We start from the raw sequence: 22,529 nt of genomic DNA, 5'->3' as shown, positions 1-22,529 counted from the left end.
TCCCGGCCGGGTCGGGCCCGGCCTTCGGAGGGTCGGAACGCGCTGTGTACGCGGGTCCGTTGCGCACGGAACGCCGGTGCGCTCCGTCCCTCCGGACGCTAGGGAGCGCCCGTCACCGCGCCGTCTCCGCGGAACGGCGTGATGGACATGTCGGAATATGGCAGCAGAGAGTGTGACAAGTCGCCGGACGGGAACCTCCGCGTCCGACCGATCCGGAGACCGGCCGGGCCGGCGTCCCCACCCGGAGAGCCCCCACCATGACGACTTCCTTCACCCTCACCTCCTGGCAGCCGCACCCGGACCCGGCGGACCGGGAGGCCTGGCTGACCCTGCTGGGCCGCTTCCACCTGGAGATACGTTCCCGGTGCGTGGTCCTCAGCCCGTCCGTGCAGCGGCTGTTGGCCTTCCTGGCGCTGCACCGCGAGGGGGTGGCCAGGCCGGTCGTGGCCGAGACCCTCTGGCCCGACCTGGCCGTCCGGCGCGCCGGGGCGAGCCTGCGCTCCACGCTGTGGCGGCTGTCCCGGTGCAGCGGACCGTGCGAGCTGGTCCGCCTCGGCGACGCGACCCTCTCCCTCGCCCCCCGGGTCGGCGTCGACCTGCACCTGGCGGAGCGGAGCGCGGCCCGTCTCACCGCGCCGCACGGCGATGGTGACGCCGGCGGTGACGCGCGGGCCGCCGGTCCGGTGCCGCGGTACGCGCTCGACTGCCTCGGGGAGGACCTGCTGCCGGACTGGCCCGAGGACTGGCTGCTGATCGCCCGGGAGCACTTCCGCCAGACCCGGCTGCACGCGCTGGAGGCGGTGTGCCGGCGACTGCTGCGCGCCGGCCTCCGCACCGCGGCCATGGAGGCGGCCATGGCCGCGGTGGAGGCCGAGCCGCTACGGGAGAGCGCGCACCGCCATGTCGTCCGGGTGCACATGGCGGAGGGCAACGCCGCCGAGGCGCTGCGGCACTACGAGTTCTTCCGGCTGCTGCTGCGCAGGGAACTGGGGCTGGCACCGTCCGCCGAGTTCCGGCGTCTGATGGCGCCCTGCCTGGGCCGTCCACTGGACCGCGGTCCGGCCGTGCCCTGACGGCCCGGCGCGCGGCGCGCGGCGCGCGGTGTGCGGCGTACGGTGCGGGCCGGATGCCGTTCACCGGGGGCGGGTACGGTCCTGCCGACGGGAGCGCGGACGCGAGGAGGAGCGGGCGATGGGCGAGTCACCGGCGGTGCCGGCCGGGGCGCCGGGAGCGCCGGACGGCCCGTCCCCCCGGCTGCGGCGGCGGCTGGGCACCGGCGACGCGGTGGTGATCGGCCTCGGCTCCATGATCGGCGCGGGTGTCTTCGCGGCCTTCGCCCCGGCGGCCCGCGCGGCCGGTTCCGGACTGCTGCCCGGCCTGGCACTGGCGGCGGTGGTGGCGTACTGCAACGCCACCTCCTCGGCCCGGCTGGCCGCCCGCCACCCCGACTCCGGCGGCACCTACGTCTACGGCCGCGAACGGCTGGGCGAGTTCTGGGGCTATCTGGCCGGGTGGGCCTTCGTGGTCGGCAAGACGGCCTCGTGCGCGGCGATGGCCCTGACGGTGGGCCTGTACGCGTGGCCCGAGCGGGCGCACGCGGTCGCGGTGGCCGCGGTGGTGGCGCTGGTCGCCGTCAACTACGCGGGGATGCGGAAGACCGCCTGGCTGACCAGGGCGATCGTGGCGGTGGTGCTGGCGGTGCTGGCCGCGGTGGTGGTCGCCTCCCTCACCTCCGGCGCGGCGGACGCGGCCCGGCTCTCGCTGCGCGCGGACGACGGCGCGGGCATGACGCCCGGTGGGGTCCTCCAGGCGGCCGGGCTGCTGTTCTTCGCCTTCGCCGGCTACGCCCGCATCGCCACCCTGGGTGAGGAGGTGCGTGATCCGGAGCGCACCATTCCGCGGGCGATCCCGCTGGCGCTGGGCATCACCCTGGCCGTCTACGCCGCCGTCGCGGTGGCCGTGCTGAGCGTGCTGGGCAGCACCGGACTGGGCGAGGCCACCGCGCCGCTGGCCGACGCGGTCCGCGCCGCGGGCGCCGATCGGCTGGTGCCGGTGGTACGGGCGGGCGCGGCGGTGGCCGCGCTCGGTTCGCTGCTGGCGCTGGTCCTGGGGGTCTCCCGCACCACCCTGGCGATGGCCCGCGACCGGCATCTGCCGCCCGTGCTGGCCGCCGTCCATCCGCGCTTCGGCGTGCCGCACCGCGCCGAGCTGGCGGTCGGCGCGGTGGTGGCGGTGGTGGCGGCCACGGCGGACGTGCGCGGCGCGATCGGCTTCTCCTCCTTCGGGGTGCTCGCCTACTACGCGATCGCCAACGCCTCCGCCCGGACCCTCACCCCCGCCGAGGGCCGTCCGGCCCGGATCGTCCCCGTCGTCGGGCTGGCCGGGTGCGCGGCGCTGGCCCTGGCCCTGCCCGCGGTCTCGGTCCTCTCGGGGGCGGCGGTGCTGGCCGCCGGTGCCGCGGTGTACGGGGTACGCCGTACGGCCGCCGCCCGGCGGCGCTGACCGGCGCCGATCCGGCGTCCGCCCGTACTGCCCGCTCGCACTGATCGCCCGCACTGATCGACTCGCCGGGCCGCGGCGGGTCGGGAAGAGTGGGAGAAGTGCACGGCGATCGACGGCATGCGACGGACAGCGGCCGGGAACGGGCCCGCGCCATTCCGGGTGTCGGCCGCCCGCCGTGGCTGCTGCCGCTGGTGCTGCTGGTGGCCGGGCTGGCCGTCAACCTGGCGACGCCGCCCAGTCTGCTGCTGGGAACGGCGTTCGGTGCCGCGCCCCTGGCCGCGGCGGCGCTGTGGACGGCGCGCGGCACCCTGTTCACCGGGATCGCGGCGGTGCTGGCGTACGCCGCCGTGCTGCTGCGGGGCGGCCCCGGCTGGACGGAGGGCCTGCTGAGACTGGGCGCGGTCGCCGCCTTCGGTGTGCTGGCCCTCGCCGTCAACCACGCCCTGCGCCACGGCGAGCAGCGGTTCGCCTCGGTCCGCCAGGTGGCCGAGGCGGTCCAGTTCGCCGTGCTGCCGGTGCCGCCCGGCCGGATCGGCGGCCTGGAACTGGCGGTGCGCTACGAGGCGGCCCACGCCTACGCCCGGATCGGCGGCGACCTGTACGCCGTGCAGCGCACCCCGTACGGGGTGCGGCTGCTGGTGGGTGACGTGTGCGGCAAGGGGCTGGACGCGGTGGCCACGGTCACCGTGGTGCTCGGCGCCTTCCGGGAGGCGGCCGAGACCGAGCCGGACCTGGCGGCGGTCGCGGACCGGATCGACCACGCCCTCCTGCGGGAGCGGTCCCAGCGGGCCGGGCAGTCGGACTGCCTCCCGGGCGGGGGCGCCGGACGGCCCGTGGAGTTCGTCACGGCCGTGCTGGCCGAGCTCCCGCCGGGGCCGGCCGGGGAGCCGGAGAGCGTGCGGATCGTCAGCCGGGGTCATCCGCCCCCGCTGCTGCTGTCCGCCGGCGGAGCCTCGGTGCGGACCCTGGAGCCGGACTCGTACGCGCTGCCGCTGGGGCTGGGGGACATGGCGGGTCCGGCGGACGCGCCGGAGGGCCCGGACGGCGGTACGGGCCCGGTGCCCTTCCCGCCCGGCGCGCTGCTGCTGCTCCACACCGACGGGGTGACCGAGGCCCGGAACGCCGAGGGCGTCTTCTACGACCCGGTGGCCCGGCTGCGCGGCCGCCGCTTCCCCGGCCCGGGCGCCCTGCTGGACGCCCTCGTCGCGGACGTCCACGCGCACGCGGACGGCCGTACGGACGACGACATGGCGCTGCTGGCGGTCATGCGCGACCCCGCGCCGCCCCCGCCCCCGTCCCGCTCCGGCGAACCCGGATGACCCCGTGAACCCGGTGACCCTCGGTGCCACCGGCCGCGGCGCCGTCGGTCACGCTGCGTATCGCCGTCGTGCACACATCCGTACCATCTGGCCGGCCCTCAGCTGAGTGACTTACGTCTCTTCGACCCGTAGGGGGTGGCAACTCGCCCGTTTTGGGCGGGAGATGCCCCGTTAAATCCCCGTCGAAATTACTCACCATGTGAAGGAGGGACTTGGAATCCCGGCTGCCCCTCTATTAACGTTCGATAACGCAGCGCGGTCGTCACTGCCGTCGAAAGAGGCGGCACCGTGCGCCGTCGCCGAATCCTGACCGTGCGACTCCGCCACCGCGGAGCCCGCACCCAGGGAACCGGGGAACCACTTCTTGGGGTGAATCGGGCAAGCGCGTGCACGTGCATCCGCATGTGCGAGCCCGTAGGAGACCTTCCTGCTCCGAACCCGTCAGCTAACCCGGTAGGCGAGAAGGAAGGAAAGGAGAGCGCCCCCGTGGCGTCCAGCAGCCCGGCCTCCGAGGCCCCCGAGGTCTCGTACGACCTGCACACCGGCACCTTCGCCCCGTTCGGCCCGGACGGCGACGGGGAGCGGCGGGTGTGGAATCCCACCGAGGATTCCGTCCGCCCGGTCCGCGGCCGGCACCGTGTCGTCAAGCAGCGCAACGGCATGGCGCGCAGCGGCGCGGTCCTCGGCGTCGGCATGATCGCGGCGGTCGGCGCGGGCGGCATGGCCACGGCCAAGGTGAAGTCCCCGGCCGCCATCGCCATGCCCGACCTGGACCTGGACTCCGTCCCCGGCGTCGGCGCCCTGATAGACGGCGACGACACCGGCACCGATGTCACCCCGGTCTCCGACGAGAGCACCGCCAACCCCCTCAACCTCGGCCAGGCGTCGCCGCTGGGCACCGGGGACGCCGACCAGGACGCGCCGGTCGTCACCACCGCGAGCCTGACGACGGACGCCGGCGAGGCGCTCCGGGCCCGCATCCTCCAGCAGGTCGACCAGCAGCAGACGGGCGCCACCCAGGCCGCCCTCCAGGCCGCCGCCGACCAGGCCGCGGCCACCGCCGCCGAGGAGGCCGCCGAGGCCGAGGCCGAGGCGAAGCGCAAGGCAGCCGAGGAGGCGAAGCGCAAGGCCGAGGCCGAGCGCCTGGCCAAGCTCGCCGCCAGCCACACCCTCCCGCTCTCCTCGTTCCAGCTCTCCTCCCAGTTCGGCGCCTCCGGCTCGATGTGGGCGAACAACCACACCGGCCTGGACATGGCCGCCCCGTCCGGCACCCCGGTCAAGGCGGTGCACACCGGCGAGATCGTCGAGGCGGGCTGGGCCGGCTCCTACGGCTACCGCATCATCCTCCGGCTCGACGACGGCACCGAGATCTGGTACTGCCACCTGTCCTCGATGACCAAGACCAGCGGCAAGGTGACCACCGGCGACGTGATCGGCCGCGTCGGCTCCACCGGCAACTCCTCCGGCCCGCACCTCCACCTGGAGGTCCGCCCCGGCGGCGGCGACCCGATCGACCCGCTGACCTGGCTGCGCGGCAAGGGCCTCAAGATCTGACCCGGCCGGTTCCGATGCCGGCCCGGACTCCGGTGCCGGCCCGGACCCGACGAGGTTCCTTCCGCTCCTCCTCCCCCCTCCTACTGACCCCCCACCACCAGCGCCGCCGCCTCGCACACCGCCGGTGTGCACGTCGGCCGGCCCAGGAGGGGACGAGGCGGCGGCGTACGGGCACCGCACCTGCCCACATGCCCCGGCGGCCCTGGTGATCCACCCCCCGACACCAGGGCCGTCGGTCCTCCCCGCCCCCACGGCACCCTCACGCACGGCCCGGCACCCCGTTCACGCGCCGGTCCGGCGCGGCGGCTGCCCGTACGCGCGGTCCACCGGCAGCCGTACCACCAGCCGCCGGTCGGCGACCACGGCCCGCCGGTAGTCGTCCCAGTCTGGGTGCTCCTCGCCCCGGATCGCCCGGTACACCTCGATCAGCTCCTCGACCGTGGCGTCGCCCGGCTCGGCGGCGGGCGGCGTCAGCTCGGCCAGCCCCTCCGCCACCGTCCAGGCCCAGCCGTCCGCGCTGGTGACATGGAAGCTCGCGCGGGGATCGCGCCGCAGGTTCCGGGTCTTGGCGCGGTCGGCGGTGACCGAGATCCGGATCAGCCGCCGCTCGGGGTCGTAGGTGTGGTTGACGTTCGACAGCTGGGGCCGCCCGTCCCGCCTGAGGGTGACCAGCACCCCCAGATCGCGCTCGGCGAGGAGGGCGAGCAGCTCCTCCGGCGCCTGCTTCCCCGCGTTCCCGGCCATGGCGGTCCCCTCCCCGGCTGTCCTCCCGGCTGTCACTTCCGCCCCAACACCCCCGGCCCTCCCGTCATTCCCCGCCGCTCCCGGGCCGCTCGGCGGTGAACGCGAGCCGGTAGCGCCGTACGTCGCTGCGCACCAGCCCGGGGAAGTTCCGGACCCGGTGCCACTGCGGGGTGGGCGAGCCGACCCCCTCGCCCGCCGCCGCCAGGGCGTCGAGGTGGGCCTGCTCGCTGACCCACTCCGCGTAGTTGACGACGCGGGTGCCGTCGGTGGAGAGGTGGAAGTGCCCGGAGATGCCGCCGGCCGGCGGGGCGGGGTCGGTGTCCAGCGCCTCGCCGACGGCGTCCACCCAGGCCCGCTGCCGCGCCTCGTCGGGCCCGTCGAACGTCACGTCCACGATCACCACGCAGCCCGGCTCGGGCCGTTCCCCGCTCCCGTTCCCGTCCCCGGGCAGCCCGAAGCCGCGGTAGTACCGGGTGCGCACCAGGTCGAGCCGCTCGATGCCCGGCACCGCGCGGTCGACCTCGTCGTTGCGGTGCGCGCGCTGATCGCGCACGAAGTCCTCGTACGCCCGCTCGTCGGCCCACTGGGAGTAGTGCAGCAGCGTCCGGCCGTCGGTCCCGGCGTACACGCTGTACGACAGCAGGCCCGGCAGCGGCCAGGGCCGCCCCGTCCAGACGGCCTCGATCGCCGCGACGGCGGCGCGCTGCCGCTCGGGCGTGCCCACGTCCCAGAAGCTGAAGAACGGGGCGCCGACGCCGGGGCGGGCGGGGTCGGGGTGGGTGAGCGGTCTGGTCTCGGGCATGGCGTGATACCTCCTCGCGAGCAGCGGTGTGTCCGTCCGTACGCGCCCACCCTCATACCTCAAGTCCGCTTGAAGTCAAGCGGTTGTCCGGCCAACGAGGACAGAACCTTTCCGCAGGGCCCCGTAGCGTGCCGGACATGGCAGCGAACAGGACAGCCGCAACCGCCGGCCCCCATCCCCTCCGCCCGTTCCGCGTCGAGGTCCCCGACGCCGAACTGGCGGACCTGCGCGAGCGGCTGGCCCGCACCCGCTGGCCCGCCGACTCCCCCGAGCCCGGCTGGGGCCGGGGCGTGCCCCTGCCGTACCTGCGGGAGCTGGCCGAGTACTGGCGCACCGGCTACGACTGGCGGGCCCGGGAGGCCGAGCTGAACGCCGTCCCGCAGTTCACCACCGACATCGACGGGCAGCGGTTCCACTTCCTCCACCGCCGCTCACCCGAGCCCGGCGCACTGCCCCTGCTGCTGTGCCACGGCTGGCCCGGCTCCCCGGTGGACTTCCTGCGCGTCGTCGACGCCCTGGCCGACCCCCGCGCCCACGGCGGCGACCCGGCCGACGCCTTCCACGTCGTCGCCCCGTCCATGCCCGGCTTCGGCTTCTCCACCCCGCTGTCCGAGCCGGGCTGGGGCGTGAGCCGTACCGCCGCCGCCTTCGACGGGCTGATGCGCCGTCTGGGCCACGACCGGTACGGCGTCCACGCCTTCGACGTCGGCAGCGGCGTCGCCGACACCCTGCGCCGCACCGTCCCCGAGCGTCTGGCCGGCGTCCACCTCTCGCTCGCCGGGAGCGACGACATGCTGGCGGTGCTCTCCGCCATGGGCACGGTGGCCGTCCGCCCCGGGCCCGCCTTCGGGGCGGACGGAACGGGCTCCTTCCAGCTCCAGTCCACCCGCCCGCAGACCCTCGGCTACGGACTGACCGACTCCCCGGTCGCCCAGCTCGCCTGGATCGTGGAGAAGTTCCACGAGTGGACCGACCCGGCCGCCGAACTCCCCGAGGACGCCGTCGACCGCGACCAGCTCCTCACCAAGGTGACGCTCTACTGGCTCGGCGGCCTGGGAGCCTCCACCGCCCACTTCACGTGCGAGGCGCGGCGCGAGATGGCGGGCCTGGCCGCGGCGCCGCCCGGCCCCGGCGACCCGGCCACCGCCGATGTCCCCATGGGCGTCGCGGAGTTCGCCGCCGATCCGGCGGTGCGGCCCCTGGTGGACCCGGACGGCGTCACCGCGCACTGGTCGAGCTTCGAACGGGGCGGTCACTTCCCGGCGATGGAGCAGCCCGAACTGCTCACCGCCGACCTGCGCGCGTTCTTCGCCGGGCTGCGGGAGTGAGGCCGCGCCCCGGCGGCCCGGGGCGCCGCACCGGGCCGCCGGGGCGCGGCGCCGCGTCCGCGTCCGCGGTCCCTCAGGCGGGCAGCCGCTCCTCGACGGCGGCGGTGATCTCCGGCGCCTCCGGCTCGGTGCGGGGCCGGAACCGGGCGACGGGCGTACCGTCCGCCGCGACCAGGAACTTCTCGAAGTTCCACTGGACGTCCCCGGCCTGCCCCTCGGCGTCGGCCAGCTTGGTCAGCTCGGTGTAGAGCGGGTGCCTGCCGTCCCCGTTGACCTCGGTCTTCTCCAGCAGCGGGAAGGTGACGCCGTAGGTGGCGGAGCAGAAGGTGCCGATCTCCTCGGCGGTGCCGGGCTCCTGGCCCGCGAACTGGTTGCAGGGCACGCCGATCACGGTGAAGCCGCGGTCGGCGTACTGCTTCTGCAGCCGCTCCAGGCCCTCGTACTGCGGGGTCATCCCGCAGCGGGAGGCGACGTTGACGATCAGCAGGACCTTGCCGCGGTACTCGGCGAGGGAGGTGGGCTCACCGGAGAGGGTGCGCAGGGGGATGTCGTAGAGGCTCATAACCCCCTGTCTAACAGAGAGCGCGCCCCCCGGCCGCCGTGAGTTCTCCAACCCCCGGCGGGCATTCCCCCACCTCCCCGTGCTGTACCGAACGTTCTACCGATTTTCGCAGGTCAGAAACTTCTTAACAGAAGGCGTCACGGGTAGGAAGGTTTGTGAAGGTTCCATATTCAAGCAGCTCATGACAGTGTGTCCCGTGTCATACTCACGCTGCGTTATCACTCAGCGCACCTGATCGGTCACTTTCACCGGTGGGCCCCCGCCCGGGCCCGAAGGGACGGCATGCATGCGCCTCAGGCACTGTCTGGTCAGGAAACGGTGGGAGCTTTCCTTTCCGGCAGAGCCGCAGAGGGTGGCCGAACTCCGCCGCGCCCTCCGTACGCAGCTGACACTCTGGGGCTTCCCCGAACACGTCGACACGGCCCAGCTGTGCGTGAGCGAGCTCGTCGCCAACGTCATCCGGCACATCGGCACCGGCACACCGGTCACCCTGGCGGTCTCGGCGAGCCGGCGGCGGCTCCGCGTCGAACTGACCGACCCGGGCGTACGGGCGCTGCCCGCCTTCCCCGGTGAGTCCGCCGAACGGGAGTCGGGGCGCGGACTGGTGCTGCTCGACGCCCTGGCGGACCGCTGGGGGCTCGTCCTGCGCGAGGACGTCAAGGTGGTGTGGTGCGAGCTGGCGAACGCCCCGCAGGACCACCCCGCCCACCGGCCCCACGGCGAGGCGTCCCCGCACCCGGCCCCGGGCCGCGCCCGAACCCGGCGGAGCCTGCGCATACGGCTCGCCCTGGTCCTCGGCCTCACCGACGCCCGCACCGGCCGGCTCCACCGCCCGCGCGTCCGCCGCCGGACGGCGAAGTCCCCCACGCACTGACGCGCTCCCCGCCCGCGCCCCCCGACGGGGGCGCGGCCACCGGCGTACCGCCCGTCAGCTTTGGTCTCTGTCAGACATCGGTTGTCGAGATGATCGCCGCGTCATGACGGGAGTTCTTGGCCTGGAAGCGGACGAGACGACGCGAGGAACCGATCGCTGACTCCGGCGGAACCAGAGTGAAGGCCATCACCACCTTTGCCGGGTCCGCCTTGCCGCGCGAGACGGCAGCGCGTACGTCATCCTCCTTCTTGCCTTCGACCACCGGATAGATCAGTGCCACGCCGGTGTTCGGCCCCACGGCAGGCCCCGTAGCCGGCCCGGAGGCCGGGTCAGCGGCTGTGTTGATGAGCCGCTGGGCTGCTGCCTGGTGCTCCACGCTGGCGATCCTGCCGAAGGAGGGTTTCCCGGCCTGCCTGCTCCGGCGTACGAGGGAGAGGGGGACGGAGCCCTCCACGGATGCCTCGACCCGGCTGCCGTGGGCAAGCTGGGGAGAGATCAGCAGCCAGTCGTTGACGGTGGCCAGCCGGCCGTCGAGCTGCACCAGGTAACGCAGGTGCGGCTGGAAGATACCTTCGCGTTCCCACTCGAGTGCGCTGAGCACCACGAACAGTTCGGAGTGGCTGACACGTGCGGTGAGAGCGGTGAAGGTCCGGCCGGGGCCGTCACCCTCGTTCGACGGATTGGTGAAAGCGGTCGGCTCTGCGGAGAAGGTGCCCAGCAGAGGCCGCCACCGCTCGGTGTTGCGGCGGAGGGCTGCCGGGTCCAGGGGATAGGCCGCAGGCTCGATCGGCTTGCCCGGCGAGCGTACCTCCACAAGCTCGGCGTTGAACATCTTGTTGCGGGACGACGGCTTGATCCAGGGCAGGTGCTGTGCGACCAACGGAGGAACCTGTGCGGGGATCACCTGTGGTTTGCCGTCAACGAGCGTGGCGTACTGGATGAGCTGCTGGCGGAACAACTCCTCATCGCGGCAGATCGCTTCGAAGGCTTCGTAGAGGTCGATAGTCGAGGTCTTTGTCAGAGGTTCCTCACGGCCGATGTACAGGCGCACGAGATCGCGGTAACCGGGTCGGAACCCGAACCAGCGCCCCATCTGCATGAGGGTGTCAGCCTGGCGGCTTGTACGCCGGTAGTAGGTGACGGTGAGGCCCTCGACGGTGAAGCCGCGGGACAGCTTGGTGCCGCCAACGAGGATCTTCCAGACGTTTGGTGTGCGGTCGAAATCGAGGTCGAGCTGATCGAAGTACCGGTCTGTGTTGCCGTTGACGACCACGACCGGGTTACCGCCACGCCCGATGAGCTGCCGCGCACGGCTGATGTACGGACGGAGTTCTTCATAGGAGGCCGGGTTGGGAAGGCTGGCCGCACGGGTGGCGGAAACCGGTGCGAAGTCAGATTCCCACAGCCTGGCGAGACGGGCGTGGCCTTCCGTGGACGTGTAGCCGGCCTCGTGCCACATCGTGTTGATGCGCAGGGCGAGTTCGGCGTGGTCGTCCACGCGCACGGACTGGTGGACGAGCATGGTGTGGTGCCGGAACGGCTCGTCGTCCACGTAGCGGTCCGCTCGGAACAGCTTGATGGCACCAGCGAGGACGAAGCTGTCCATAGCCTCCCGGAGACGGTCGTCGGAGCTGTCGCGGATCCCGCGGACGTGCGCCTTCTCGTGAGAATTGGCAACGGTGCGCTCTGAGTGGGACAGCGGGGAGTCAAGGTCGTGGAAGTCCTGGACGCCCATGTAGCCCTCGGGGCGGGGCAGGGAGATGAGGAAGTCGCTGGGGAAGATGTCCTGGGCGTCACCCGGGTCGATGAAGACGTTCGCGAACGGAGTCGCTGTGTAACCGACGTACTGGGCGCGCGGCAACAGACCTAGGAGCTGCGAGATGAGGCCGTTTATGGCCGTGCGCTCGGTGGAGCCCTGAGCCCACTTCCTGGGGTCGGAGGTGTTGACGGACGCCTGGTCGGACTCGTCGTCGATGATCAGGGCGGGCAGCTCACCGAGGATGCCGTGGATCTGCTTGAGGTCCTTGACCAGCTTTGTCAGAACGCTCTTATTCTTCTTGACGACCATCACCCGGGCCGCCGCGTGGTGCAGGTTGGCGGGGTCGTACAGCGGCAGCGTTGACTCGCGCTTCTCGAACTCCAGGGCGCGAATCCCCTGGGCGAGGCTCTTGTAGTCGTTGTCGCGGGTGGTCAGGCGCTCGATGTCGAAGGCACGCTGTGCGGAGGGGCGTCCGCCGTGCCGCACGAACTTGGACCACTCGGCGTCGTCGCCCACGTAATCGATACCGACAAGCGAGTCGATATCGTCGGGATCGGCCCCGCGCAGGATGTTCTCCTGGCCGATCAGCTCCATGTCGAGTCGGCGCTGAGTCTGGGCGCGCAGCAGGTTGAGGGTGCCGCCGAGGACGATGACCAGGCGGTACCCGGCGTCCACGGCCTTCGCGATGACGCCGGTGAAGTTGGCGGTCTTGCCGGACTGCACGTTTCCGACGACCAAGCCCTTCGCCTGCCGTACCGCGCTCTGCTCGGGGTCGGTGAGACGTTCAACAACGGCCCGGCTGGCTTCGTCCAGGCTCGCGATCGCCGCCTCGGACCAGCCCTTCTCCCGGAGCTTGCGCGCGTACGCCTGCCAGTAGAAGGACCGTGCCGCAGCGCGCTCAGGGGTATACCAGGGAGTGTGCTCGCGGGCGATAACGGTGGCCCCGGGCATGTGGGAGACAGGGATGACCGTGTCGAGCACCTTACGGAGGTCATCACCGAAGCGGAGCCGGTCATAGGCCGCGCTGCGGCGCTCGTCCGTGCGGGGGGTGGTATCCGACCAGCGCAGTTCTTCTGCGAAGTCCCAGGCCGTCAGCGCCCGGGCCCAGAGAGAGACGAGTGGGCCGCCACGCGACGCTTCATCGGAGAGCCGGGCACGGAACGTGCCCTCACTGAGATCGGCGTCGGGGAAGTCCTCTTCTGCGGCGACATAAGCCCACTTGCGGAAGTGGCTGGGAGTGGCGCCCATGCCGCTCAGGGCCGCAGTGTGGATCTCCAGCAGAGCATCAGTCATGTCATTTCCCGGGATGACGGCGGTGTTCAGGAACCGGACCGGAGACGGCGTTCGCGCTGGGCGTGGGCGGCGGCGAGCAGGATGCTGTTCCAGTACTCGATGCGGTCGGCCCGTTTCCTCTCCCAGCGGCCGAGACCGAAGCTGTCCTGGAGCAGCAGGTACAGCAGCGTCTTGACCATGGGAGCGTCGTTCGAGCCGCCTCGCCGCCCGTCGTTGAAGTCCTCCCGGAACCCCTTGTTGAGGAGGATGGCGTGGCCGTCACGGTCGAGCTTGAAGAACTGGTCCTCGGGGAGAGACACCCACTCGATACGGACGGGGTCCTCGCCCTCCTTGAGCGGCAGTTCCTCGCGTACGGCCCGCTTGACCTTGGGGTCGAGACCCTTGCCTGGCTCGATGACCTTGGGTCGCTCGATGACGGAACGGGACATGCCCTCCCGGTACGTGGCCTCGGCGTCGGCGAGGTACGCACGGAACGTGGCGCCGGAGCTGTCGGCCGCCTTCTCCACTCCAATGGTGAAGGCCGGGGTGACCTCGACCCCGTCCTTCTTGACCGTGAGGCTGAACACCTCGTTGGCCTTGTCCGGCAGGTCCACTGCCACACGGGCGAGCACCAGGTGGCCCTCAGGGCTGCGCAGGTTGCTCCAGCCGCCAGCCTGTACGAGCCGGTCGTTCCGGTAGAAGTAGAACCCCTGGCGGTCCTGCACGGGACCGATCTGCCGGAAGCCGGCCAGGCCCGATTTGGCAGGCCAGATGTGTGCCTCCAGCTCCATCTGGCCCACGCCCTCCACCAGCGCGGAGAACTTCTTCGGATAACCGGCCTTGCCGGGAACCTTGTAGCCGAACGGGTCCAGCGGTTCCACGCTGATGTGGTCGGTCTCCTCGTCCGTGGTCACGTCCCACACGGCGATGTCCAGCATGAGCCCGCGGCTGAGGAACCTGTTGAAGTAAAGCCCGAGATGGGTCTCGAGCCGGGAGATGGCCTTTGTCAGGTACTGCTCGCTCTGGCCTGGTGCGACGGTCTCGAAGGCGCGTACCCGGTCCCAGCGGACGATCGTGCCCTGCCACTGGATGATGCCGTCGTAGACATCGATCTGCTGCTGCGCGAACCCGGACTCGACCTTGTCACAGCGGAAACCGTCCTCAATGCTCTCCGCGGTCAGCTTGCGGCCGGCGGCCGGGCTGCGCTTGGTACGGCTGATCACCGTCAGGGAGTGTGCCTGCGAGAGCGAGGCGGCCTTGAGGCCGGTGCCGTACATGCCGAGGGCCTCGTCACCGTAGTCACGGCGGCGGCCGACAGTCATGGCACCGTCGAGGGCCGCGTCGTCCATCCCCCGGCCGTTGTCGATGACCAGCAGGGACACGATGCGGTCCGCGTCGCGGAGGAAGTGCACCACGACGGCGTCAGCGCCGGCATCGATCGAGTTGTCGATGAGGTCAGCGACGGCGGCCTCGAAGCCGTACCCCTGGTTGGTCAGGGCTTTCGCATACCCGGCGTCCGGAGGGAGGTGGGTGCTTCCGCTGGTTGGGACGTCGTACTGCCAGATGGCGGAGAGGGAAGCGGAGGGCGGCATACGTTCGCGGTTCCTTGGCGCACAGGGAGGGCCTGCGTGTGGGGGAACGGTGGCCCATGGGTTCTGTTGACCCCGTGAGTGTATGCGTACAGTCGCATGTGAGCGCTAGTTGTAATGAAATCGTCGTTGACTTTGACCACAGACGATCTGCGTGGATGCGCCCTCATTGCGCATCCACGGTCAGCGCGGGGAGCCCACTCCCCGCACTGACCTCCACCTGTGCAGCCACGAGGCCGTCACTGTTCCTAGCGCCCAGATGCCGCCTCACATCACGCCTTCGCTGCCCTGGTCCTTCACTCGGCTGAGGAACGCGCCCCATGCTCCAGCGGAGAAGGCCAGCACAGCCTCATCGCGGTTCCTGCTGTCCCGTACTGCCATGCCCCCCGGAAGAGAGGCTGTCTCAACGCACTCGGTCGCCCCTGCACCGCTGTATGAGGACTTGAACCAGGCGCTCTCCGGAAGCACTGGTATGGCCGGTGTCATCACATCTCCTCACGGACACGTTCGATCAGCTCGACTGAGGCTGCCATGTCCAGTGCCTGGGCGCGGAGGTAGTCGAACGCGAGCCGGTACCGCTCCAGCTCCTCCTCCTTCTCCAGGAAGATCGAGCCCACGTGGATATCTACGTACACGACATCCAACGAGGACTCGGCACCGCCGATGATGACGAAGCTGCCCAGGGCGGCGGAGTGCGCTCCCTTGGAGAAGGGCAGCACCTGAAGGGTGATGTTGGGCGACCTGCCGGCCTCCAGCAGATGCCCGAGTTGCCCGCGCATCACCTCCGGTGAGCCCACGACGCGGCGGATGACCGACTCATCGAGCACGGCCCACAGGTGAGGCGGCCGGTCTCGGGTGAGAATCTCCTGCCGTTTCATGCGCAGATCGACGAGCCGCTCGATCTCCTCGTTCGTGAGCCGCATCTCGGAAGCGTGCTGCACGGCCTCCGTGTACCTGCGGGTCTGCAGGAGGCCGGGGACGTACAAGCAGGCGAAGTGATCCTCGCGTACTGCCTCGTCCTCAAGGGTGAGCAGCAGGTTCATGGTCTCGGGAAGCTTGTCCGCGATCGGGTCCCACCAGCCCTGCCGCTTGGCGTCCTTGGCGAGCCTGACGGCAGCCTCCCGCTCGGTATCCGTCACCCCGTAGCGTCGGCAGAGAGCGTCCACGACGAGCCACCTCACCGGCCCTTCCTGCGTCTCGTACCGGCTGACGGTGGCCTTCGAGACTCCGACGAGGCGACCTGCCTCCTCAAGCGTCATCCCCGACCGGGCGCGGAACTTCCGCATCATCGCGCCGAGTTGGCGGCGTCGGGTCGTGACCCTCGACGGCATAACGGCACCCTTCCTGATCTGCGGGCGACTGCCCACGCGCGGCCGCCCAGGCTATGAGCGGTCCAAGTTGATATTCCGTGGATTCACCCGGTCGAGTTCTGTGAGAAGTTACATGAAGAAATATCCCATGCCATACTCGCAATCATCTAGTTACTCAGCGGAGTCGCAGGGAGCGGCAGGCGCAGGCTGAGGCGACAAGAGGGGAGTGCGTTCCGATGGACGCATACGGCATCAGGGAACCCCGGTTGCGCTCGGTGCTGCCCTTCAGGGCGGTCCCGGAGGAACTCGGCAGGCTGCGGTCGGCTGTCAGGGAGCAGTTGGGGCTCTGGGGGCTGACCGACCTGCTGAGCCAGGCGGAACTGGTCACGGGTGAACTCGCTGCCAACGTCTACAGACACGTAGGAGAGGGAGCCACTGCGTCACTCGTCCTGATGATGGGCGACGGCCGACTCCGACTCGAGGTCCACGACGAGTGCTACGCGGTCCCCACGCTGCGCCACCCCACCGACTACGACGAGAGCGGCCGCGGTCTGCGTCTGCTCGCTGCGGTGACCGCCGCCTGGGGGACGCTTCTCACTGCGTCCGGCAAGGCTGTGTGGTGCGAGTTCCCACTGGGAACGGGCGAGGAGTGCCTGCGGCTCCGGCGGGCTGTGACTGCTCTGGAGGTCTACGGCCGTCTCTCTGGTCAGCTGATGCCGACCGGCACGCGCAACCTTGCTGCCCTTGAGGGTTCAGTGACAGGCCTGATCGCAGACCTCCGCCACTGGCTGACAGCGCAGGGCCGGGACCCCGACTGCGTCCTTGGCCAAATCCAGTCGGGCCACGGAGCAGGGAGCGGGGCTTCATGACTGCTTCGTGGCTTTCCGGCCAGCGTTACGAGAAGTGCGGCATGATGCGCCGAGGCGGTGATGGAGCCACTGAGGCCATGAGTCACCCTCGGTCTCGACAGCGGAGGCGGGAGCAATATCGTATGGGTGTTCAGTGTGCTGGGCAGCGTGACCAGAGTGACATCCGTTCACGGCAGCCCAGTCTTGGAGGCCGCGTTGTCAGTGGGGCCTGTAACCCTCTGTGACGGCGGATCGCGCAATGTGTCCGTCAGGCACATCTGGAAGGAGGGCGCATGAGCCGCACTGAGTCTAGGTTCACCTCAGTGGAGATCTGCGCAGGTGCAGGGGGGCAAGCCCTCGGTTTGCACAACGCTGGCTTTCGCCACCTGGCGCTCGTTGAGATCGATGACAACGCCTGCAACACCCTCGAGCACAACGTGAAGGGCAAGCCCGGCTGGGGGGGCTGCAAGGTTCTCCAGGAGGACCTCACCAAGTTGGAGCCCAGTGAGTTGGCTGAGAAGGCAGGTCTGGGAGACGAGCCCCTCGACCTCTTCGCCGGCGGTGTTCCCTGCCCGCCGTTCTCAGCCGCAGGCAAACAGCTGGGCAGGGACGATGAGCGAGACCTGTTTCCCAAAGCGCTTGAACTGGTGCGGTTCCTCCAGCCCAGGGCTGTCATGATCGAAAACGTACGCGGGCTGGTGGAGCCAGCGGAAAAGTTCAGGAGCTACCGAGAGGAGATCATCCAGCGCCTGGAAGACATGGAATATGTCTACCTCGGCTGGAGGGTCCTCGAAGCTCGCGACTACGGAGTTCCCCAACTGAGGCCCAGGGCGATCCTGGTTGCGATGCAGAAGGATTACGCCGGCTACTTTCAGTGGCCGGACCCGGACAACATCCCGGTAGTCACAGTTGCCAAGGCGCTCGCACCCACGATGCGCAAGAGATTCGGTGACACGCCAGAGGGCAAGGACGCCTACAAGCGGTGGTATGAGAAGGCCAAGACCGGCGTCGCACCCACTCTCGTAGGCGGTTCGAAGAAGCACGGTGGCGCGGACCTTGGCCCCACTCGCGCGAAAAAAGCCTGGCGCAAGCTCGGCGTCGACGCCATGGGAGTGGCAAACGAGCCGGAAGAGATGGTGGACCCTGTACGCGACCTGTACAGCGTGGACCGCGAAGGTGTTCCGATCGGTCCAAAGCTCACGGTCACTCAGGCCGCAATCATTCAGGGTTTCCCGGCATCCTGGAAGTTCACAGGCCGCAAAACTGCTGCTTATCGGCAGGTAGGAAATGCCTTTCCTCCTCCTGTTGCCCAGGCCGTCGGCATGCAGATTGCCGCAGCACTTGAAGCAGGAGCCAAAAATCCATGTGAGGGCATGGTAAGGGTGAGCGAGGCGCAGGATGCCAGGCTATTCGAGCTGCCCACGCCGTCTGTCTCTCTCGGCGCGGATCCGGCTGACCGTTGCGGCGATCTTGAGCGCGCAGTCGTCGGGTGACTCGTGCTCCCAGAACCGCAGCACAGTCCAGCCGGCTTCTGTGAGTTGCCGGTCAGTGTCCCGGTCCCGGGCTATGTTCCCCGCTACCTTGCCTGACCAGTAGCCAGGGTTGGTCCTCGGGGGCACGTAGTGCTCCGGGCAGCCATGCCAGTAGCACCCATCGATGAACACCGCGACCTTCGCCGGGCGGAAGACCATGTCGGCCGTCCGGCGAAGGTTCTTGAGAGGCCTCGCTGACACGCGGTACCGGAGCCCCAGAGCATGCACGAGCCGCCGGACCGTCTGCTCAGGCTTCGTATCCCGGCTCCGGATGGCTTGCATGTTCCGCCGCCGTGCAGCTGATGAAGCCCAGGATCCCTCCGGTGGTTGCCAGGCATCTGGCTCAGCTTCGTTGTGCTCCAATTTACTTTTCCGAAGGTTGGTAGTCATGTTGAGGCCGGTATTATCGATGGGCGTTAGCCGAGGCGAGATTTCAGATGCTTGATGAGTTGGCTGTAGTCATCGTGTGACAGCATACGCGCCCGGTCGAATGCTTCGTCAAGCCTGGAGCGAGTGCGTTCGCCTGCCTGGAGCCAAGTAAGGAGAGACCTCAGGTCTGCTGTCCTCAGATTCTTTACCTCGGTCAGTACTTCTGCGTAGGTCTCCGGATTTCTCATGTCGTCCCGGAGTTCCTCATTGCACTTTGAGCACTCGGTCCTGAGATTGTCCGGCTCCGACGATCCCCCTCTCTCTTGAGGAATTCTGTGCCCGACAGTCATGCGAGCTTTGCTTCCAGGGTCGCGAGGGTACTCCTCCCCGCTTCCTACGCCGCACAGTTTGCAGCGGTACCCGTCGCGTTCAAAAACTTGTCGCCGTATGCGGCCGGACACGGCATTGCGCTTTGTGCGCTCTGCCTTGATCCAAATTTTTTTCCCTCTTCCTTCGAGACGGTAAGTGTTGACCGGGAGAGTGCGGTCCTCCTTGTGGGACGGGATCTTCCAGCCGAACTTTCTGAGCTCCCGTAGCCGACGATTCAGGTGCTCCGCGTCTTCTGCTACCTCTTTTCCCAGTTTCTCCCTTATTTCGCGCATTGTGAAAGTTTCGCCGATTTCTTTATTGAACCAGAGCCAGGCGGCGATTCTGGGTTCTCCGCCAAAAGTCACCTTGGAGCCAGGCCAGGTTTTTAGCATCCACCAAGGTGTCCCGTCCGGGGCGAGGCTTTCATCGGCTGGCTCATCAAAGACAGGAAGCATGCCTAACATTATGGCCGATTGTTCCTGCTGTGAGTGAGGTCTACCAGTCCGGGCCGCGTGGGCTGGGAACGAGATCGTCACGGCCGGCGAACGGTGTGACTGGCAGGGGTACCCAGGCTTCGAACCGGTCCAGAGTCACCATCGATACCTTCAACGGCACGCATACGCCGAAGCTGGGCTCACCAGAAAGTTCAGTGCCGGTACGCCGCCCGGCGCCGGGCGCCCTGACGGGGCGGGGCGCTGAGGGACGCCGCCGAGGCGGTCGGCGGGCCCGCGATCGGGCGGCGGTGCCAGAGGGTCTGGAGCAGGGCGCGCTCGTGGTCGGGGAAGTCAGGGGGCGGGGCGCCGCGCTCCGCGCGGGCGCGGAGCAGCGCCAGGGACGTGGCCGCGCGGTGGTACTCGGCCACCGCGCGGGCGGCCCGCCGCCCGCCGCCGCGGCGGGCGAGGTCGCGGGCCAGGGTGCGGGCGCGCAGGCAGCCCAGGGCGTGCGGCTCGGGGTCCGCGAGCCACCCGGCCGCCGCGTACCGCGGCAGCGTGGCCCGTACGGTGCGCAGCACGCGCCGCCGCGCCCACAGCGCCACCGCGGCCACCGCCGCCAGCACCGGCACCATGAAGGCGCCGTAGACCGTGAGGAAGACGTCCATCGTCCGGGACGCCGCGCCGTTCCACACCGCGTGCAGCAGGACGGCCGCCACCAGCCCCAGCAGCGGCAGCGCCGTGCGCAGCACGCGCCGGTGCCGGGCGGCCAGGGCCGCCGCGCCGAAGCCCAGCCCCACCAGCACCGTGAACAGCGGGTGCGCCAGCGGCCCCAGCACCACCCGCTGGACGAAGGTGTCCAGCGTCGTCGACTCCAGGCCCCGCTGCCCGAACGCCAGGTCCTCGCCGAAGGCCCGCCCCAGATAGAGGATGTTCTCGGTGAAGGCGAAGCCCGTGGCGGTGACCCCCGCCGTGACGACGCCGGAGAGGAGCCCGCCGAAGTCCCGCGGCCGGTGCAGGTACAGCAGCAGCACCGCGCCCGCCTTCGCCGTCTCCTCCACCACGGGCGCGACGACGGTGGTGCCCAGCACGTCGGCCCGGTCCGGGGCGCGGGGCAGGACGGAGGAGGCCAGCCACTCGGTCGCGAAGCCGTTCACGGTGATCGCCACCAGGGTGGCCGCGCAGGCGCCCCAGCCGAAGGCGAAGAGCAGGTTGCGCAGCGGGGTGGGCGCGGCCCGGTCCAGCCAGCGGAAGCCGGCCAGCAGCAGCGGTACGGGCACCAGGGCCAGGCTCAGCCCGACGAGGAAGCCGTGGGAGCCGGTCTGCTCGTGGACGAGCGCCAGGATCACCGCCCCGCACAGCCCCAGCAGCACGGTGAGGGCCGCGGCGGGCAGAACGCGGCGCGCGGCGCCGCTGCGCCGCGCGCCGTCCGCCGTCATCGTCGCCGTCGGGAGCTCATGGTGCACCCGACGAGGATTAGTCCACACGGGGGCGGATTGCCAGACTCCACTCCGGATCGGATGAGTATCGGCCGGGTGTCGGTCCGGGGGTTTCCGGCGGCCGGGCGGCGGGGAAGGCCGGGCGGGAGGGGATGAGAGGGGATGAGAGGGGACGGGAGGGCGGCGTCAGGACGGGGGCGTACCCGTGCCCGGGTCCGGGTCCGGGACGCGGCGGAAGAGCAGGTCGCGGACGACGTGCCCCTTCGCCAGGCCCTGCCGCTCGAAGCGGGTCAGCGGCCGGAAGTCCGGCCGGGGCGCGTAGCCGCCGTCCGCCCGGGTGTTCTCCAGCGCGGGGCAGCCGGACAGCACCTCGAGCATCCGCTCCGCGTACGGCTCCCAGTCGGTGGCGCAGTGCAGCAGCCCGCCCGGCCGCAGCCGGGAGGCGGCCAGCGACACGAACTCCGGCTGGATGATTCGGCGCTTGTGGTGGCGCTTCTTGGGCCACGGGTCGGGGAAGAAGACGCGGATCCCGGCGAGGACGCCCGGGCCGAGCATCTCGCGCAGCAGGATGATCGCGTCCCCGTTGGCGACCCGGACGTTCGTCAGCCCGTCCCGTTCGGCCAGCGCCAGCAGATTGCCCTGTCCCGGGGTGTGGACGTCGGCGGCGAGGATGCCGGTGCCCGGATCGGCGGCGGCCATCTCGGCCGTCGCCTCGCCCATCCCGAAGCCGATCTCCAGCACGACCGGGGCGCCCGGCGGGAGGGTGTCGAAGAGCGCGTCCAGGTCCAGCCGGCGGTCGCCGTCGATCTCCACGCCCCACTTCGGCCACAGCTTCAGCAGGGCCCTGCGCTGGTTGACGGTGACCCGGCTGCGGCGCGGCTGGAAGCTGCGGATGCGGCGCTCGTGGCGGTCTCCGGCGGGGTCGGCGGAGGGGCCGTCGCCGTCGGGGAACATCCGCCCGCGGCGCGGGGCGGGCAACGGCTCGTGCGCGGCGGTCTCTGCGGTGGTCTCTGGTGCTTTCTCGGACACAGTGGCTTCGAGTCTACGGCCGCCCGTCCCGGCGGGCGGGCGGCCGGTGACGGTCAGACCTTGCGCCAGCCCGGCACCCAGGCGCCGTCCTCGACCGTGTAGTCCCCGAACAGCGCCGGGGCCTCGCGCAGCATCAGCTCGCCCACCTTGGCGAAGACCAGCCGGATCTCCTCCTCGGCGCCCGGCGCGGTGCGGTTCTCGATGACGTGCCGCAGGGTGCGGACGTTGGCCGTCCACACCAGGCCCGTCGCCACGCCCTCGGGGGCGAAGCGGCGCATGAAGGACGTCTTCGCCTTCTTCTCGGCGAACTTCACGCCCTCCTCGTCCAGCCCGAAGTGCTCGGCCATCCAGCCCTGGAACTCCTCCATCCGTCCCAGCAGATCGGTGGCGCGCTTCATCAGCTCCTCGTCCGCCTTCGCCCACTCCGGGAACCAGAACGGCAGGTCGTCCAGGCGGACGAAGCGCAGCGACTCCTGGGAGACGGCCGTACCGGCGCGGTGCCGCACGAGTTCGTGGGTGGCCACCCGGCTCACGTTGTGCAGCACGAAGGAGAAGCTCAAGTGCTCCAGCACCGAGCCGTGGGCGGAGGCCAGGATGTTGGACAGGTACTTGTCCTGCTCGGTGCGGATGCGGGTGACGTTCGGGTTCAGGCCCGGCTCCCAGGAGCGGTAGCAGATGCGGCCGGCGAACTCGGCGAGGTTCTGCGCGTCGTCCAGGTCGCCGCGGTCCAGGCGCTCCAGCCAGCTCTCGCCGCCGACCTCGGCCAGGTAGGCCGCGACCTCCTCGTAGTCGAGGCTGGGGCGGGCGATCAGGCGGATCTCGGGTTCGACGGGGCGCAAGGCGGTCTCCGTTGGGGCTCGGGAGTGTACGGGTCAGTGTCGCATTTGCGGGCCCGCC

20 protein-coding genes and 1 riboswitch are annotated in these 22,529 nt (G+C 70.4%); of the genes, 8 read left to right on the top strand and 12 right to left on the bottom strand.

The window, feature by feature from the left end; all coding sequences use genetic code 11:
• Nucleotides 1–257: 257 nt before the first annotated feature.
• The 4 genes from V1L54_RS19980 to V1L54_RS19965 all read left to right on the top strand — a co-directional run bounded on the left by V1L54_RS19980 (nucleotide 258) and on the right by V1L54_RS19965 (nucleotide 5,375).
• On the top strand, nucleotides 258–1,073 hold the full coding sequence (locus tag V1L54_RS19980; protein ID WP_330119436.1) for an AfsR/SARP family transcriptional regulator: 816 nt from the start codon (nucleotides 258–260) through the stop codon (nucleotides 1,071–1,073).
• 118 nt (nucleotides 1,074–1,191) lie between these two features.
• Nucleotides 1,192–2,502: an APC family permease gene (locus tag V1L54_RS19975; RefSeq protein WP_330119435.1), complete on the top strand. Its 1,311-nt coding sequence runs from the start codon at nucleotides 1,192–1,194 to the stop codon at nucleotides 2,500–2,502.
• A gap of 98 nt (nucleotides 2,503–2,600) precedes the next feature.
• A complete protein-coding gene (locus V1L54_RS19970) occupies nucleotides 2,601–3,821 on the top strand; it encodes a PP2C family protein-serine/threonine phosphatase (protein ID WP_330119434.1) in 1,221 nt (406 codons plus the stop codon).
• Between the two features lie 317 nt (nucleotides 3,822–4,138).
• Nucleotides 4,139–4,296: riboswitch (cyclic di-AMP (ydaO/yuaA leader) on the top strand.
• A gap of 11 nt (nucleotides 4,297–4,307) precedes the next feature.
• On the top strand, nucleotides 4,308–5,375 hold the full coding sequence (locus V1L54_RS19965) for a M23 family metallopeptidase (RefSeq protein WP_443076711.1): 1,068 nt from the start codon (nucleotides 4,308–4,310) through the stop codon (nucleotides 5,373–5,375).
• A 282-nt stretch (nucleotides 5,376–5,657) separates the two neighbouring features.
• Here V1L54_RS19965 and V1L54_RS19960 read toward each other — a convergent pair whose 3' ends face one another.
• Nucleotides 5,658–6,119 (bottom strand): PPOX class F420-dependent oxidoreductase, encoded by a 462-nt coding sequence (locus V1L54_RS19960; RefSeq protein ID WP_330119433.1) that lies wholly within the window; start codon nucleotides 6,117–6,119, stop codon nucleotides 5,658–5,660.
• A 64-nt stretch (nucleotides 6,120–6,183) separates the two neighbouring features.
• Entirely contained in the window at nucleotides 6,184–6,921 is a 738-nt protein-coding gene (locus V1L54_RS19955; RefSeq protein WP_330119432.1) for an antibiotic biosynthesis monooxygenase, read from the bottom strand.
• 137 nt (nucleotides 6,922–7,058) lie between these two features.
• Between V1L54_RS19955 and V1L54_RS19950 the strand changes: the two genes are divergently transcribed.
• Nucleotides 7,059–8,249 (top strand): epoxide hydrolase family protein, encoded by a 1,191-nt coding sequence (locus tag V1L54_RS19950; RefSeq protein ID WP_330119431.1) that lies wholly within the window; start codon nucleotides 7,059–7,061, stop codon nucleotides 8,247–8,249.
• A 73-nt stretch (nucleotides 8,250–8,322) separates the two neighbouring features.
• Here the strand turns inward: V1L54_RS19950 and V1L54_RS19945 are convergent, their stop codons facing one another.
• Nucleotides 8,323–8,811, bottom strand: a complete 489-nt coding sequence (locus tag V1L54_RS19945) for a glutathione peroxidase (RefSeq protein ID WP_330119430.1) — start codon at nucleotides 8,809–8,811, stop codon at nucleotides 8,323–8,325.
• A gap of 286 nt (nucleotides 8,812–9,097) precedes the next feature.
• On the opposite strand from V1L54_RS19945, the gene V1L54_RS19940 reads away from it, so the two are divergent.
• Nucleotides 9,098–9,685, top strand: coding sequence for an ATP-binding protein (locus V1L54_RS19940; RefSeq protein ID WP_330119429.1), 588 nt, complete (start codon nucleotides 9,098–9,100; stop codon nucleotides 9,683–9,685).
• A gap of 70 nt (nucleotides 9,686–9,755) precedes the next feature.
• Here the strand turns inward: V1L54_RS19940 and V1L54_RS19935 are convergent, their stop codons facing one another.
• The 4 genes from V1L54_RS19935 to V1L54_RS19920 all read right to left on the bottom strand — a co-directional run bounded on the left by V1L54_RS19935 (nucleotide 9,756) and on the right by V1L54_RS19920 (nucleotide 15,636).
• Nucleotides 9,756–12,737: a Z1 domain-containing protein gene (locus V1L54_RS19935; protein WP_330119428.1), complete on the bottom strand. Its 2,982-nt coding sequence runs from the start codon at nucleotides 12,735–12,737 to the stop codon at nucleotides 9,756–9,758.
• 26 nt (nucleotides 12,738–12,763) lie between these two features.
• Complete coding sequence (locus V1L54_RS19930; protein WP_330119427.1) at nucleotides 12,764–14,308, bottom strand: ATP-binding protein; 1,545 nt, start codon at nucleotides 14,306–14,308, stop codon at nucleotides 12,764–12,766.
• A gap of 264 nt (nucleotides 14,309–14,572) precedes the next feature.
• Complete coding sequence (locus tag V1L54_RS19925; protein ID WP_330119426.1) at nucleotides 14,573–14,791, bottom strand: DUF397 domain-containing protein; 219 nt, start codon at nucleotides 14,789–14,791, stop codon at nucleotides 14,573–14,575.
• Nucleotides 14,791–15,636: a helix-turn-helix domain-containing protein gene (locus tag V1L54_RS19920; RefSeq protein ID WP_330119425.1), complete on the bottom strand. Its 846-nt coding sequence runs from the start codon at nucleotides 15,634–15,636 to the stop codon at nucleotides 14,791–14,793. The genes V1L54_RS19925 and V1L54_RS19920 overlap by 1 nt, the downstream gene beginning before the upstream one ends.
• A 215-nt stretch (nucleotides 15,637–15,851) precedes the next feature.
• On the opposite strand from V1L54_RS19920, the gene V1L54_RS19915 reads away from it, so the two are divergent.
• Both V1L54_RS19915 and V1L54_RS19910 read left to right on the top strand, forming a co-directional pair.
• Nucleotides 15,852–16,484, top strand: coding sequence for an ATP-binding protein (locus V1L54_RS19915; protein ID WP_330119424.1), 633 nt, complete (start codon nucleotides 15,852–15,854; stop codon nucleotides 16,482–16,484).
• A gap of 272 nt (nucleotides 16,485–16,756) precedes the next feature.
• Nucleotides 16,757–17,956: a DNA cytosine methyltransferase gene (locus tag V1L54_RS19910; RefSeq protein WP_330119423.1), complete on the top strand. Its 1,200-nt coding sequence runs from the start codon at nucleotides 16,757–16,759 to the stop codon at nucleotides 17,954–17,956.
• On the opposite strand, the gene V1L54_RS19905 is transcribed toward V1L54_RS19910, so the two are convergent.
• The 5 genes from V1L54_RS19905 to thyX all read right to left on the bottom strand — a co-directional run bounded on the left by V1L54_RS19905 (nucleotide 17,870) and on the right by thyX (nucleotide 22,471).
• A complete protein-coding gene (locus V1L54_RS19905) occupies nucleotides 17,870–18,385 on the bottom strand; it encodes a very short patch repair endonuclease (RefSeq protein WP_330119422.1) in 516 nt (171 codons plus the stop codon). The two genes, V1L54_RS19910 and V1L54_RS19905, sit on opposite strands and share 87 nt — an antisense overlap.
• A 26-nt stretch (nucleotides 18,386–18,411) precedes the next feature.
• Nucleotides 18,412–19,188: an HNH endonuclease gene (locus V1L54_RS19900; protein ID WP_330119421.1), complete on the bottom strand. Its 777-nt coding sequence runs from the start codon at nucleotides 19,186–19,188 to the stop codon at nucleotides 18,412–18,414.
• Nucleotides 19,189–19,379: 191 nt separating this feature from the next.
• Nucleotides 19,380–20,603 (bottom strand): PrsW family intramembrane metalloprotease, encoded by a 1,224-nt coding sequence (locus tag V1L54_RS19895; protein ID WP_330119532.1) that lies wholly within the window; start codon nucleotides 20,601–20,603, stop codon nucleotides 19,380–19,382.
• A 186-nt stretch (nucleotides 20,604–20,789) separates the two neighbouring features.
• Entirely contained in the window at nucleotides 20,790–21,557 is a 768-nt protein-coding gene (trmB, locus tag V1L54_RS19890; protein WP_443076719.1) for a tRNA (guanosine(46)-N7)-methyltransferase TrmB, read from the bottom strand.
• Nucleotides 21,558–21,685: 128 nt separating this feature from the next.
• Nucleotides 21,686–22,471 carry an FAD-dependent thymidylate synthase gene (gene thyX / locus V1L54_RS19885; RefSeq protein WP_330119420.1) on the bottom strand — a complete coding sequence of 262 codons (786 nt, stop codon included), beginning with the start codon at nucleotides 22,469–22,471 and terminating at the stop codon, nucleotides 21,686–21,688.
• Nucleotides 22,472–22,529 lie beyond the last annotated feature (58 nt).

Source organism: Streptomyces rubellus (genome assembly GCF_036323805.1).
In the GTDB taxonomy this organism is placed as follows: Bacteria; Actinomycetota; Actinomycetes; order Streptomycetales; family Streptomycetaceae; genus Streptomyces.
Note: the sequence above shows the minus strand (reverse complement) of the source record. Positions and strands in the feature narration are given on the sequence as shown.